This is a genomic window from Williamsia muralis, assembly GCF_002735905.1.
Lineage (GTDB): Bacteria > Actinomycetota > Actinomycetes > Mycobacteriales > Mycobacteriaceae > Williamsia > Williamsia muralis_A.
Window position 1 is genome coordinate 1,200,139 of the sequence record NZ_PEBD01000004.1, and the last position, 14,453, is coordinate 1,214,591.

Genomic DNA, 14,453 nt, shown 5'->3' on the forward strand with positions numbered 1-14,453 from the left:
TTTACCCGCAGGAAATGTTCCGGTGACCTCAGATTGACGTCGAGTCGACTTTTGACCCGGTTTCAGTAAGTTAAATTCACGCTAACTTGGTTACCGCGCCGTGATGTGAGGAGGGCGATGCAGGTCACACTACCCGCGATCGCCTTCGGCGGCAGTGCGGACGAGTACCCACTTCCAGTGGCGGTCGACGGCTGGGACAGGTGGTTTCGCGCCGTCGCGTTGGGCGGCAGCGGCCACTACGCCGCGGCGGCTACCGAGTTGCGCCGGATCGCCATCACCAGCACTGACGTAGTTCTCCGATCCGTTGCCGCGAGTACGCGCGCCGCGCATCTGCGCCAAGGTGGAGAGCACTTTCGCGCCGTTCACCATGACGCACAGGCACTGGCCCTGCTCGCGACTCCGGCGGCAGGGTCCGATTCGGCCACGATCACCGGACCCCGGTTGTCTGCTTGGTGCGACGCACTCACCGGTCTGGCCGCCGACGATCTCGGGCGCGGGATGTTCGGTGCTGCGGCGCGACTGCTGGACCGGGTCGACGCCCTCCTGATCGACTCGCATGAACGCATCGAGGGCAGCGAATGGGTGTGGTCCGGCCGACCGGCCCTGCGCTCACTGTGGGTCCGGGCCGAACTCGCGATGTACACCGGTGACCCCGAAACCGCACAACAACACTCGTCGGCAGCTCTCGCCGTGGCCAGGGGATGTCCTTCGCAGCGGCATCGCATCAAGACCGAAATGATCGCTGCTGCGGCCGCGGCGAGCGCGGGGGAGACGACGCGCGCCATCGAGGGAGCCCAGCGAGTTGGTGATGCAGCCGCACTCGCTGGTCAACTGCCGCTGCGGTGGGCATCGGCCATGTTGCTCGAAGCGCTCGGCGCCGACGGATCGCCGAGTGCGGGCGATCTGAGGCACGAACTGGCCGCTCGCGGCGGTGCGATGCGCTAGCGGCGAGAACGCGAGGCCGTTCGCTGGCTAAGCTACTAGCGACTTACCGCCGGGGGTATGGCCTCCGCGCGGCCGGCACCAATCGGCGAAGGTAACGCGGAGACGTCTACGAGCGATGATTTTTACAGGTGAAGAGTTGGACCGGGTTGTCTCTGCCGCAGCGCAGGGCGACCGATCGGCTCTCTCCGACGTACTCGAAAGTGTCCGCCCCCTGGTTGTGCGCTATTGCAGGGCCAGGGTCGGAGGTGGTGAGCGGCATTCGCTCTCCGCCGACGACGTAGCGCAGGAGGTCTGCATGGCCGTCATGACAGCTCTGCCCCGGTATCAAGACCAGGGCAGACCGTTCATGGCGTTCGTCTATGGCATCGCCGCCCACAAGGTTGCCGATGCTCATCGAGCGGCGGGTCGTAACAAGGCCGAGCCGGTGGATGAGATGCCCGAGCGGATGGCCGTCGACGACGGACCCGAACAGCGGGCGCTGGACTCCGACGCGGGCCGTCGGATGAACGAACTGTTGTCGACCCTCCCGGACAAACAGCGTGAGGTGCTGGTGCTCCGACTGGTTGTCGGGCTGTCGGCAGAAGAGACCGCGTCCGCTGTGGGGAGTACGGCGGGAGCGGTGCGGGTGGCTCAACACAGGGCACTCGCGAAATTGAAGACCGAGATCGAGAAGGGTAGGTGAGGGCGATGGGTGACAGGCGCGATCGACGTGGTGGCAAGGGGTTCGGTGATGAATCCGACGAGCGTTTCCAGAGCGTGCCCTCATCGGCATCCGAGGCGATCGATGAAGACTCCATCCCGGTGAACCTCGGCGCGGTCCGCGCCGACGACGAGTTCATCGACGCTCTGGTGTCCCAGCGCGGAGTGCCTGCGCACACGCCTGTGGACCACGAACTGGCGGCGCTGCTGTCCAACTGGCGTGCCGAGGTCTCAGCTGCCCCGATGCCTGCAAGCCCGACCCTCGAAGAGGTCGAGGCAGGCATCACCGCGCAGCGAAGGACCGCGACCCGTCGCCGGTCGCTGACCGTGGCCCGCTACACGGCCGGCGCCGCGGCGGCATGCGCGATCGTGTTCGGCGGTCTGTCGGTGGTGGCCCATGACGCCTCGCCCGGTGATCCACTCTGGGGTGTCAAAGAAGCGATGTTCGGAGCGGACGCCTCGGCAACGCTGGCCGCCGGTGACGTCGAGACCGACCTCGATCACGCCGTCGACCTGTTGTCGACGGGTGACAAGTCCGCGGCCCAGACCTTGCTGAACCGGGCCGAGTCACAACTGGCCGACGTGACCGACGCCGACAGGCGGGCCGAGCTGCAGGCGAAGATCGACCAACTGCGTGGTCTGCTCACGGCCGTCCTGCCGACCATCACTCTCCCGACGACCGTGACAATTCCGCCGTTGGAGACGCAGCTGCCACAGCTGCAGCTGCCCCCGGTGACGATCACCGAGACCCAGCAGACGGTGACGGTGATCCCGTCGGAGACGACCTCGGTGTCCACGCCACCACCGACCACCGACGAAACCGTGACCAGTGAGCCGCCGGTGACCCCGACGACCACCTCCACCACCACCAGCGTTCCGCTACCGCCGCCGGGCTGATCGGCCCGACGCCCGCGGTTGGGGGAGAAAGTCAGTCCTCGTCTTTGGCGTGCATCGTCGCGTCGGCGTAACCGCGGCAGTAGTCCCAGGTGACGTACGCCTCGGGACTGGGGTCCACGGCCGGCTCGTGCGGTCGTACCGTGCCCTCGACCAGGAGCTGCAGCAGGTTCGCGCGCAGCATGTCCCAGTCGTGATAGTGGTCGAGCTGGCAGTCGTCGCACACCACGACGAGACCGCGGATCCCCTGGCGGTGCAGAAGTGCCTCGTAGACAGCGAGATCGGCGAGGTCTTCCTCGATCGCCATGCGTTCGTTCGCGTCCAGTGGCTCACCGGGTGGGGCGGCGTCCAGCGCCGCCGACGGGTCCCCTCGGGGATCGTCGGCGAACGGGTCCGGTGGCAGCCCCGGCGGCAGATGATCTCGCACGCTGACCACGGTAGTCAGCCTCACCCCACCGGCGCCAGTCTGTGCACCGCATGAATGAAAGATCGACGCCGATTGGATGAACGATCCTCCTTCACATAGGTGAACGACCTGTAGGGCGCAGGGGGAGGGCCGACGGCCGAGTCAGCGCTCGAAGAGGGCACCGCCGGGGGCGGGACGCGACGTCCTGAGGAGGTCCGCCGAGCAGATAGGATGGACCCATCGAAATGACAACATGCCGATCCGAAGTGGAACAGGCCTGACCGGAATGAGCGTGCCCGGAATGAACAACCCGACAGCCGGCTCCGCCCAGGCACGAGGCCCGGTGTGGACCGGCGGCGACGACCCGAACAAGGTCGCCATGCTCGGCCTCACCTTTGACGACGTCCTGCTGTTGCCCGCGGCCTCCGACGTGATCCCGAGCGACGTGGACACCTCGTCGCAACTGACCCGCGACATCACGTTGCGGGTGCCCCTGGTGAGCTCGGCGATGGACACAGTCACCGAATCCCGCATGGCCATCGCGATGGCCCGCGCCGGTGGGATGGGTGTGCTGCACCGCAACCTCTCGATCGAGAACCAGGCAGGGCAGGTGGAAACGGTCAAGCGGTCCGAAGCCGGCATGGTCACCGATCCTGTGACCTGCAGCCCGTCGAACACGCTGGCCGAGGTCGACGCGATGTGTGCCCGCTTCCGTATCTCGGGCCTGCCCGTCACCGACGACGCCGGCGAGCTCGTCGGCATCATCACCAACAGGGACATGCGTTTCGAGGTCGATCAGAACCGGCCGGTCTCCGAGGTGATGACGAAGGCGCCACTGATCACCGCCCAGGAGGGCGTATCCGCTGAAGCCGCGCTCGGCCTGCTGCGACGGCACAAGATCGAGAAGCTCCCGATCGTCGACGGCCACGGTCGGCTGACCGGTCTGATCACGGTCAAAGACTTCGTCAAGACAGAGCAGCACCCCAATGCCACCAAGGACGCCGACGGGCGGCTGCTGGTCGGGGCCGCGGTCGGAACCGGCGGTGACCAGTGGGATCGGGCCATGGCACTGTCGGACGCCGGGGTGGACGTGATCATCGTCGACACCGCGCACGCGCACAACCGTCTGGTCCTGGAGATGGTCAGCAAACTCAAGGCCGAGATCGGGTCCAAGGTGCAGATCGTCGGCGGGAACGTTGCGACCCGTGCTGCGGCTTCCGCTCTCGTCGAGGCCGGTGCCGATGCGGTCAAGGTCGGGGTCGGACCCGGTTCGATCTGCACCACCCGTGTGGTCGCCGGCGTGGGCGCCCCGCAGATCACTGCGGTCATGGAAGCAGTTGCGGTCTGCAAGCCGGCTGGGGTTCCGGTCATCGCCGACGGCGGGCTGCAGTTCTCCGGCGACATCGCCAAGGCGCTGGCGGCAGGCGCATCGACTGCAATGCTCGGCTCGCTGCTCGCCGGCACCGCGGAAGCGCCGGGCGAGCTGATCTTGGTGGGCGGCAAGCAATTCAAGAGCTACCGGGGTATGGGCTCACTCGGCGCGATGCAGGGTCGCGGCCAGGCGAAGTCCTACTCGAAAGACCGCTACTTTCAGGATGATGTGCTCTCCGAAGAGAAGCTCGTGCCCGAGGGCATCGAGGGTCGAGTGCCGTTCCGTGGACCTCTCAACCAGGTGATCCATCAGCTGGGTGGTGGATTGCGCGCTGCGATGGGGTACACCGGCTCGAGCTCGATCGCCGAGCTGCAGAACGCCCAGTTCGTCCAGATCACGGCGGCGGGCCTGAAAGAAAGCCATCCGCACGACATCACCATGACCGTCGAGGCGCCCAACTACACTTCCCGCTGAGTTCTCAAGGCGGCCGGCACCGATCCGATTTCGGGCAGGTCGAGTCAGTTCGTGAACCGGTCCGTCGGTGTTCACCGATGCGGTTCTGTGTGCAGCAGTGACGAAAGGCACCCTCGTGCGTGATCATGTGGACATCGGGATGGGCCGTACGGCCCGTCGGACGTTCGAACTCAGCGACATCAACATCGTGCCGTCTCGGCGCACACGCTCGTCGAAAGAGGTGTCGACCGCGTGGCAGCTCGATGCCTACCGGTTCGAGATCCCGATCTTGAGTCACCCCACGGACGCGCTCGTCTCGCCGCAGTCGGCTGTCGAACTGGGTCGGCACGGGGGTCTCGGCGTCCTCAACGGTGAAGGCCTTTGGGCTCGCCACCGCGATGTCGAGGCCAAGATCGCCGAGGTGGTGCGGATCGCCGAGGACGAGATCGATCCGACAGCGGCAGTGCGCAAGCTGCAGGAACTCCATGCGGCACCCATCGATCCGGACCTGCTCGGTCAGGCTGTCTCGTCGATTCGTGAGTCCGGCGTCACCACCGCGGTGCGGGTCAGCCCACAAAAGGCTGCCGAGCTCACGCCCGTGCTGGTGGCAGCAGGGGTGGAGCTCCTGGTCATCCACGGCACGATCATCTCCGCCGAGCATGTCTCACAAGGGGATTCCGAGCCGCTGAACCTCAAGACGTTCATCTCCGAACTGGACGTACCGGTGATCGCCGGTGGCGTGCACGACCACCGCACCGCCCTGCACCTGATGCGTACCGGTGCTGCCGCGGTGATCGTCGGTTACGGCTCCACCGCCGGGGCAACCACCACCGGGGAAGTCCTCGGGATAGGGGTTCCGATGGCCACGGCCATCGCCGATGCCGCTGCGGCCCGCCGTGACTACCTCGACGAAACCGGCGGGCGCTACGTCCACGTGATCGCCGACGGCGATATCCACAACTCCGGCGAGCTGGCCAAGGCGATCGCCTGCGGCGCCGACGCCGCCGTTCTGGGCACGCCTTTGGCTGCGGCAGCCTCAGCGCCCGGCCGCGGCTATTACTGGTCCGCTGCCGCCGCACATCCGTCTATGCCTCGTGGCGCACTGCTGGCCGTGGCCGAGGACGAAGGCAGGCCCGACCTGCAGACCGTGTTGCACGGGCCCACCGACGACCCGTTCGGACACCTCAACATCGTTGGCGCATTGCGGCGTTCGATGGCCAAGGCCGGATACTCCGACCTCAAGGAGTTTCAGAAGGTCGGCCTGTCGGCCTGCGACTGAACACTCGCCTCTGGCTTATCCCGAGCGAGAATTCGCTATACGTTACCGGCCGGTAACGTACCAATGTACGATGGCGTGGTGTCTGTATCACGCGGTAACAGCTACTCCCAGCCCGAGCAGCCGGCCACTCGCGAGAAGCACGATTACGACGTATTGATCGTCGGATCGGGCTTCGGTGGGAGTGTCAGCGCCCTACGACTGGTCGAGAAGGGCTACAAGGTCGGTGTCGTCGAAGCGGGCCGACGGTACGCCGACGACCAGTTCGCCAAAACCAGTTGGCGACTGCACAAGTGGCTGTGGGCTCCCAAACTGGGGATGTTCGGCATCCAACGTATCCATCTGCTCAAAGACGTGATGGTGATGGCCGGTGCGGGCGTCGGCGGCGGGTCGCTGAACTATGCCAACACTCTCTACAAACCGCCGACACCGTTCTTCCGGGATCCGCAGTGGGAGCACATCACCGACTGGGAGAGCGAGCTGTCGCCGTACTACGACCAGGCCAGCCGCATGCTGGGTGTGGTCAGCACCCCCATCGTCACCCACGCCGACCGCGTTATGCGGCAGGTTGCCGACGAAATGGGGGTGGGGGACACCTTCGGGCCGACCCCCGTGGGCGTGTTCTTCGGTGAGAAGTCCGGTGGCACAGGAACTCCGGGTGAGCGGGTGGCCGATCCGTACTTCGGTGGCGCAGGCCCCGACCGGACGGTGTGTGTCGAGTGCGGCGCCTGCATGACCGGATGCCGGTACGGCGCGAAGAACACCCTGCTGAAGAACTACCTCGGTCTGGCCGAATCACGCGGCGCGACGATTCTCGACCGCACCACCGTCACCGGGCTGGATCCGCAGGCAGACGGCAGCTGGAAGGTGCACACGGCTCGGTCGGCGGCGTGGGGACGGATCGGTGCGCGCCGCCGGACCCTGACCGCGGGTCAGGTGATCGTCGCCGCCGGTACGTTCAACACCCAGAAGATCATGCATCTGGCCAAGGACAGGGGTTCGCTGCCGGAGCTTTCCGAGACGTTGGGTCTGCTGACCCGCACCAACTCCGAATCGATCTTGGGTGCGATGCGCCGTTCCTACGACCCGGCACAGGATTTCTCCGAGGGCATCGCGATCACCTCGTCGTTCCACCCGTCGCCCGACACGCACATCGAACCAGTCCGATATGGCAAGGGATCCAACGCCATTGCGGCGCTGCAGACATTCCTCACCGACGACAAGCCGGGTCGGTCGAGGCGGCTCAAGCTGCTCGACAAGGCCCGTGAAGAGGGTTGGCGGGGCGTTCTGCAGCTGATCTGGTTGCGGCGGTGGAGTCAGCGCACGGTGATCCTGCTGGTGATGCAGAACCGGAACAATTCGCTCACCACCTTTGTGAAGAAATTCGGGCCATGGCGTCTGGTCACCACCAAACAGGGCCATGGGGAGCCAAACCCCACGTGGATCCCGGCGGGTAACGAAGCCACCGAGCGTGCGGCGAAACAGTTCGACGGTCTGCCCGGCGGAACCTGGGGAGATGTGTTCAACATGCCCCTCACAGCTCACTACCTCGGTGGGTGTGTGATCTCCGACAGCCCCGACACCGGTGTGATCGACCCCTACCACCGGGTGTGGAACTACCCGACGCTGCACATCACCGACGGCGCGGCCATCTCGGCGAACCTCGGCGTGAATCCCTCGCTGTCGATCTGTGCGCAGGCCGAGCGCGCAATTGCGTTGTGGCCCAACAAGGGTGAGCATGACGCCCGGCCGCCGCAGGGGGAGCCCTACGAACGGATCTCGCCGACGCCGCCCCAGGCGCCGGTGGTTCCGGCGGATGCGCCCGGTGCACTTCGGCTGCCACTGACGGTGATCACCAAGACCGACGGTGTGAGCGCCTGAGTGCCGACCTCGTCCGGTTGCCGGTGGGACGGGCACGACCCCGGCCGGGTTTAGACTGACAGGCGTGGCAGACAGCGAAGATACAGGTGTGGAATCAGCGGCTCCGCGACCGGTTCTGGTGGTCGATTTCGGGGCGCAGTACGCCCAGCTGATCGCGCGTCGCGTGCGCGAGGCCCGGATCTACTCCGAGGTGATTCCCCATACCGCCGACCTGGACGAGATCAAGGCGAAGAACCCGGTCGCGCTGATCCTGTCCGGAGGACCTGCGTCGGTCTATGCGGACGACGCACCGGGAATCGACGGCGATCTGTTCGACCTCGGCGTTCCGGTGTTCGGGATCTGTTACGGCTACCAGGCCATGGCGAATGCGCTGGGCGGCGTCGTGGCCAACACCGGCGGGCGCGAGTTCGGTCGCACCACGATGACCACTGAGGGCGGCGTGCTGCACTCGGGCACCCCGGCCCAACAGCCGGTGTGGATGAGCCACAACGACGCGGTCCAGGAACCGCCGCCCGGGTTCGAGGTCACGGCTTCGACGGCGGGCGCCCCGGTGGCCGCATTCGAGAGCATCGAACGCCAGATGGCCGGTGTGCAGTACCACCCCGAGGTGATGCACACACCGCACGGTCAACAGATCCTGACCCGTTTCCTGCATGAGGTCGCCGACCTCAAGCCCACCTGGACCGCGGCGAACATCGCCGATGCGCTCGTGGAGCAGGTCCGTCAACAGATCGGTGACGGCACCGCCATCTGTGGTCTGTCCGGCGGTGTCGACTCGGCGGTGGCTGCCGCGCTGGTACAGCGAGCCATCGGAGATCGGCTGACCTGTGTCTTCGTCGACCACGGATTGTTGCGGGCCGGCGAACGCGAGCAGGTTCAGCAGGACTTCGTGGCCGCTACCGGCGCTCGTCTGGTGACGGTTGACGCCGAGGAGACGTTCCTGCGTGAGTTGGCAGGCGTCAGTGATCCGGAGACCAAACGCAAGATCATCGGCCGCGAGTTCATCCGCGCCTTCGAAGGAGCGGTGAGCGATGTACTCGGCGACCGGGCAGCCGAAGGGGAGAAGGTCGACTTCCTCGTGCAGGGCACCTTGTACCCCGACGTCGTGGAGTCGGGGGGCGGAACCGGTACGGCGAACATCAAGAGTCACCACAACGTCGGTGGCCTGCCAGAGGATCTCGAGTTCAGCCTGGTGGAGCCACTGCGCCTGCTGTTCAAAGACGAGGTCCGGGCTGTCGGGCGTGAGTTGGGTCTGCCGGAGGAAATCGTCGGACGCCAGCCCTTCCCGGGTCCGGGCCTGGCGATCCGGATCGTCGGCGAGGTCACCGCAGACCGTCTCGAACTCCTCCGAAAGGCTGATCTGATCACCCGTGAGGAACTGACCTCCGCCGGTTTGGATCACCAGATCTGGCAGTGTCCGGTGGTTCTGCTCGCCGACGTGCGCAGTGTGGGTGTGCAGGGCGACGGCCGCACGTACGGTCATCCGATCGTGTTGCGTCCGGTGTCGAGTGAAGATGCGATGACGGCCGACTGGACCCGTATTCCTTACGAGGTGCTCGAACAGATCTCGACACGGATCACCAACGAGGTGCCTGAGGTGAATCGGGTGGTACTCGACGTCACCAGCAAGCCCCCGGGCACCATCGAATGGGAGTAGGTTCGCGCTCACCCGCCTGGGCGCGATGGGTTCCATTCGTCGATGTGAATCAGTAGTTTCACTCTCGTATGGGATTTTCCCATCCATTCGTTCTGAATCGGATGTCCAGCCCTTCTTTTAGGCCTGCCACCAGCGCGCATTTCAATGTTTGATTTGTATCTGCCTATTGTGAACATGCTGACAAATCAATCGGAGTGATCGCCTGGGGCAACCCTAAATCGACTCCGTGCTACGTTTGCAAAAGTAATGGTGGGTGCGAGCGGGGTCGTATCACCGAATTGTCGAATCGGCCTCGTTTGTGAATTCACCATTCTGGCTACAAGGTGAAGTACACGGTTCATATGTGGGACACAACACGTTTGTGTTGTATGTCCGCGAACAGGTTGGGGGCATCAGATGGCGATCATGAGCGGCAACAATTCGGTCAAAGAACGTTGGTCTCTTCTTCGAATCGAAGACCATGACCACATTGCATCGGATTCGAAACATTGGAATTTCAACACCCACTACTACCCATTCATCGAGCGTTCGCTGCAAGGCCGAGCAGAGTCGGTGCTCGACGTCGGCTCGGGTGAGGGAATGCTGACCCGGCTTCTGCGCCGATCCATACCGCACGTGGTCGGGATCGACTCCGACGAGGCGAGCGTCGACATGGCGGCGGCGAAGTCGGACGACATCGACTACATCTGGGGCGACGTCCTCAGGCATCCGTTCGAACCAGAGTCTTTCGATGCGGTCGTCTCGGTGGCGACACTGCATCACATGGAGCCCCGTCAGGGCCTGCGGCGCATCGGACAACTCATCCGCCCTGGGGGAACGCTTGTCGTGATCGGCTGCGCCGGCAGTGAAGGCCTGCGCGATCGTGCGTTGGATTATGTGTCCACTGTGGCCGCGGGCGCCGCGGTGGCGCGGCGAAACGTGTGGAAACAGCCGTCGCCGATTGTGTGGCCGCCACCGGTCTCGTATCGGGAAATGCGCACCCATGCGTCCGAACTCCTGCCCGGATCACGCTTTCGGCGCGAATTGCTCTTCCGCTATTCGATCACGTGGACAAAGCCGCTTTCTCGGTGAATCGACGCATCGATCCGGCCGCTGCTGCGCGGTCGGATCGATGCGACTACTGCTACGTGGTCGTTTCGTTCTCAGACACCCCGGGCAGCTTTTTCTTTTCTCTGCCTCCGCTGAAGATCAGGATGAGTCCCACCCCGACAGCAACGGCGAGCGCGATCCACATCGTCGAATCCGAGCCGTTGAGTTCGGGGCCGCCCGCGATGGCCCACAAGGCCACCAATAGTCCGGCAATTCCGGTCACGGCTTGAAATGGTGCGAACCTAGTCACGGATGACCTCCACATTTCCGATGGTCGAATGCGCGTCGATGGTCAGCACCGGACCTTGTGATCCATCAGGTCCGCCCTCGAGGCCTTCGGGGCATTTGACCTGTCCGATGGCCACTTCACAATCGGCGCGCAGGTTCATGTTCTCGGGCGCGATGATCTTGAAATCGCCGACACCCATGTCGATCGTCACCTTCTTGTCGGCGTCGAGTTCGAGCGCGGTCAGGTCGAGTCGTGCCGAACCCATCGTCAGCGAGTACTGCTCCTGGAGGTCGGCGACCGAGAGCGGCTTCCAGTCGCGGTCGCCGATGCCACCCTCGGGCAAGTTCACGTTGCCGATCACCGTGGCGATCACCACGAACCCGGCGAGGGGAATGGCGATCGGGATCAGGCCACCGCCCTTACGGATGAATGCTCCGATGACCAATCCGCCTGCGACCACGGCCAACGCGATGGCCCCGACCCGTGCCGGACCGAACCAATCCACCTCCGTGCCGATAGCCGCCGCGACCGCTGCGACGATGACCGCGATACCGAGCACCACCGGGGTGAAGCGTGATGACGGTGTGCGCTCCACCGGCGACGACGGTTCCGGTAGATCCCAGGCGAAAGGCGCCGCGCCCAGTGGGTCCCATGAAGGTGGGGTCGGGAGAGGCGGTTCGACATCGGAGTCCGCCTCCTCACCATCAGGTGTCTGCGTCGCGTCGGCCGCCGTCGCCGGTGGGTCCTCCTTGAGCCAGGCGCGGGGAGTCCAGCTCTGGAAATGCCCGCCCGCAGCGGGGGTGTGCACACCTGTGGCGGTCTGCCACCACGAACCGCCTGCGGTGACCGGATCGCCGACAGCCTGTTGCCCTAACGTGTCGGCGCTCGTACCGGGCTCGGGGGCCGGCGTGCGCTGGTAGAGCAACCACCAGCCCAGCATCATCAGCGCCAGGCCGAGGAGGCCACCACTGCTCCACGCGAGATGGGGCCCGGCGATCAAGGCCACGACGGCCACGACGGCCACTGCGACAACGGTCGGCGGGTGAGATGAGGCATGGCGCATCCCATGCCGAAAGCGGTTGGCGCGCATCGCGGTGTCCGGAGACGACTGCGCAGGAGCACCTTCGGGCAGCACGATCCACGCAGCGATGTAGAGCAGGATGCCTGCACCGCCGAACAGTGCCGAGACGATGAACGCCACCTTCACGAGTGTGGGGTCGACCTTGTACCGGACACCGATCCCGGTGCACACGCCGCCGATCGTCGAACCCGACGCCGCACGTGCCGGGCGCGTTCGCCACATGTTCTGCAGTACTTCGGCATTGATGGTGGGACTGGATGCAGCATTCATGGTCGAACTCCGCTTCGCTTCGTGCTGGGGACTTCTGGTCGAGCTCCGCTTCGCTTCGTCGGGAGTGATGGTCGAGCTTCGCTTCGTCTTCGGGACATCTCCACTCATGTGTTCAATACTGATCACGGGTCGGGCACCGCACCATCGGGATTCACCCTGATCTGCTCCCTGGAATCACATCTGGGGATTGTCCCTGATGTGTGCGACCGCGGGCGCGTGCCACTATCGACTGGTGCCAACAGTCGAACGTGTCCACCGCCGCGATGGTGGCCGTGTCATCGGCGGGGTCGCCGGAGGCGTGGCCGACCACCTCGGAGTGGACGCCTTTCGGGTGCGCGTGGTGTTCGTCGTGCTCAGCGCACTGGCCGGGGCCGGCGTGTGCGCCTACGGTCTGCTCTGGTTCATGTGCCCGCCGGGTACCGACACCGAACCGCCGACCTCCTCCGAACGGCGGCAGGGAATCGGCCTGGCGATCGTCGGCGTGGTCGCAGTGGTGTCGGTGGGGTTCGTGGCCTCAGGCACCCCCGCGCAATTCCTCATCCCGCTGGTGGTGGTGGCGGTCGGCGCATCACTTGTCTGGCGCGAACTCGATTCGACATGGAGGCCCAGGTCCGCGTCGGCCCGGGCGATCACCTGGACCCGAATCGCCGGTGGCGCAACGCTGGTGGTGATCGGCCTGGTGGTGGTGGTGCTGGCCGGGAACAACCGGATCGGCGGGTTGAGTACCACGTTGCTGGCCGTCGCCGCGACGGTGCTGGGTGTGCTGCTGCTGACGATCCCGTTGTGGTTGCGGATGGCCCGGATGCTGGGGGCCGAACGCGCCGCACGCATCCGCAATGCCGAACGGGAAGAGATCGCCGCGCACCTCCACGATTCTGTGCTGCAGACCCTGGCGCTGATCCAGAAGCGGTCGGGACATGCCGAAGAGGTGCAGCGCCTGGCGCGGAGTCAGGAACGCGAACTGCGCCGCTACCTGTTCGAAGGTGAAGGGCAGCAGAGCGATTCGCTGACCACCGCACTCAAGGCCGTGGCCGCCGAGGTCGAAGACCACTACGGCGTCGAAGTGGAGGTGGTGACCGTCGGCGACGTCACGGCCGATGATCCCTCCTGGAGTGGCGATCACCGTCGATGGGCTGCGCTGATCGCGGCGACGCGGGAGGCACTTGTCAACGCCGCCAAACACTCCGGGGAACGCTCGGTTGATGTGTACGCCGAGGTGGAGAGCTCGCAGGTGGAGGTGTTCGTCCGCGACCGTGGCGTCGGCTTCGACCCCGACCAGGTACCAGAAGATCGCCGCGGGGTGTCGGGGTCGATCAAGGCGCGGGTGCAGCGGCACGGCGGTAGCGTTGAGATCAAGTCGGCCGCCGGTCGAGGGGTTGATGTCCGGATGTCGATGCCGCGTGGCGGCGAGACGCCGTCGGTCACGGACCTCGGTGAGGACGCCGGTTCCGAATCGGATGCGGTGAATTAGAGAGTTGGGGCGATGACCGGCCGAAGTGAGCCATACCGGGTGTTTCTTGTGGATGACCACGGTGTCTTCCGCTCTGGCGTACGAGCGGAGCTGGCCTCGGAGACCGACATGGCCGTGGTCGGGGAGGCAGGGGCGGTCGGCGATGCGATCGCGGGCATCCTCCAGTCGTCACCGGACGTGGTGTTGCTCGATGTGCACATGCCTGCCGGTGGGGGGATCGCGGTGCTGCGAGGTGTCGCCGACGCCGCACCGCAGAAGTCGCCCGTCTTCCTGGCGCTGAGTGTGTCCGACGCCGCCGAAGACGTCATCGCCACCATTCGCGCGGGTGCCCGCGGCTATGTCACCAAGACGATCGGCGGCTCGGAATTGGCCGACTCCGTGCGCCGGGTCGCAGACGGGGACGCCGTGTTCAGTCCGCGTCTGGCCGGATTCGTGCTCGATTCGTTCACCGGGAAATCGCCCGTGCCGGAACCACATCTGGATCCGGAACTCGATTCGCTGACTCCACGCGAGATGGAGGTCCTGCGGCTGCTGGCCCGGGGGTTCACGTATCGGGAGATCGCCGAAGACCTCGTTATCTCCATCAAGACGGTGGAGACCCACGCGTCCAATGTCCTGCGCAAGACCCAGCAGTCCAATCGCAACGCACTCACCAGGTGGGCCGCCAACCGGCACATCAGCTAGTGCCGACGGGCGCCGTGTGTGCGGCGCACTGATCCGAACCGGTGCG

13 protein-coding genes are annotated in these 14,453 nt (G+C 65.4%); 10 read left to right on the forward strand and 3 right to left on the reverse strand.

Features of this window, described 5'->3' with window-relative positions:
* Window positions 1-117: 117 nt before the first annotated feature.
* The 3 genes from CSW57_RS06330 (at window position 118) to CSW57_RS06340 (ending at window position 2,541) form a co-directional block, all read left to right on the forward strand.
* Window positions 118-945, forward strand: coding sequence for a hypothetical protein (locus CSW57_RS06330; RefSeq protein ID WP_099381868.1), 828 nt, complete (start codon window positions 118-120; stop codon window positions 943-945).
* Between the two features lie 115 nt (window positions 946-1,060).
* On the forward strand, window positions 1,061-1,627 hold the full coding sequence (locus CSW57_RS06335) for a sigma-70 family RNA polymerase sigma factor (RefSeq protein WP_099381869.1): 567 nt from the start codon (window positions 1,061-1,063) through the stop codon (window positions 1,625-1,627).
* Window positions 1,628-1,632: 5 nt separating this feature from the next.
* Window positions 1,633-2,541 (forward strand): anti-sigma-D factor RsdA, encoded by a 909-nt coding sequence (locus CSW57_RS06340; RefSeq protein WP_099381870.1) that lies wholly within the window; start codon window positions 1,633-1,635, stop codon window positions 2,539-2,541.
* Window positions 2,542-2,572: 31 nt separating this feature from the next.
* Here CSW57_RS06340 and CSW57_RS06345 read toward each other — a convergent pair whose 3' ends face one another.
* Window positions 2,573-2,965: a DUF5319 domain-containing protein gene (locus CSW57_RS06345; RefSeq protein ID WP_023962030.1), complete on the reverse strand. Its 393-nt coding sequence runs from the start codon at window positions 2,963-2,965 to the stop codon at window positions 2,573-2,575.
* A gap of 280 nt (window positions 2,966-3,245) precedes the next feature.
* Here CSW57_RS06345 and guaB point away from each other — a divergent pair, with 280 nt between their 5' ends.
* The 5 genes from guaB to CSW57_RS06370 all read left to right on the forward strand — a co-directional run bounded on the left by guaB (window position 3,246) and on the right by CSW57_RS06370 (window position 10,654).
* Complete coding sequence (gene guaB / locus CSW57_RS06350) at window positions 3,246-4,790, forward strand: IMP dehydrogenase (protein WP_099382107.1); 1,545 nt, start codon at window positions 3,246-3,248, stop codon at window positions 4,788-4,790.
* Between the two features lie 115 nt (window positions 4,791-4,905).
* Entirely contained in the window at window positions 4,906-6,048 is a 1,143-nt protein-coding gene (locus tag CSW57_RS06355) for a GuaB3 family IMP dehydrogenase-related protein (protein WP_099382108.1), read from the forward strand.
* Window positions 6,049-6,201: 153 nt separating this feature from the next.
* Complete coding sequence (locus CSW57_RS06360; protein ID WP_223249090.1) at window positions 6,202-7,926, forward strand: GMC family oxidoreductase; 1,725 nt, start codon at window positions 6,202-6,204, stop codon at window positions 7,924-7,926.
* 64 nt (window positions 7,927-7,990) lie between these two features.
* Window positions 7,991-9,583: a glutamine-hydrolyzing GMP synthase gene (guaA, locus tag CSW57_RS06365; RefSeq protein WP_223249061.1), complete on the forward strand. Its 1,593-nt coding sequence runs from the start codon at window positions 7,991-7,993 to the stop codon at window positions 9,581-9,583.
* Window positions 9,584-9,988: 405 nt separating this feature from the next.
* Window positions 9,989-10,654, forward strand: a complete 666-nt coding sequence (locus tag CSW57_RS06370; RefSeq protein ID WP_099382109.1) for a class I SAM-dependent methyltransferase — start codon at window positions 9,989-9,991, stop codon at window positions 10,652-10,654.
* A 52-nt stretch (window positions 10,655-10,706) separates the two neighbouring features.
* On the opposite strand, the gene CSW57_RS06375 is transcribed toward CSW57_RS06370, so the two are convergent.
* Window positions 10,707-10,895 carry a hypothetical protein gene (locus tag CSW57_RS06375; RefSeq protein ID WP_143696487.1) on the reverse strand — a complete coding sequence of 63 codons (189 nt, stop codon included), beginning with the start codon at window positions 10,893-10,895 and terminating at the stop codon, window positions 10,707-10,709.
* Window positions 10,896-10,914: 19 nt separating this feature from the next.
* Window positions 10,915-12,252: a PspC domain-containing protein gene (locus tag CSW57_RS06380; RefSeq protein ID WP_223249062.1), complete on the reverse strand. Its 1,338-nt coding sequence runs from the start codon at window positions 12,250-12,252 to the stop codon at window positions 10,915-10,917.
* A gap of 232 nt (window positions 12,253-12,484) precedes the next feature.
* On the opposite strand from CSW57_RS06380, the gene CSW57_RS06385 reads away from it, so the two are divergent.
* Window positions 12,485-13,723, forward strand: coding sequence for an ATP-binding protein (locus CSW57_RS06385; protein ID WP_223249063.1), 1,239 nt, complete (start codon window positions 12,485-12,487; stop codon window positions 13,721-13,723).
* A 12-nt stretch (window positions 13,724-13,735) separates the two neighbouring features.
* Complete coding sequence (locus CSW57_RS06390; RefSeq protein WP_099381875.1) at window positions 13,736-14,407, forward strand: response regulator; 672 nt, start codon at window positions 13,736-13,738, stop codon at window positions 14,405-14,407.
* The last annotated feature ends 46 nt before the right edge of the window (window positions 14,408-14,453 follow it).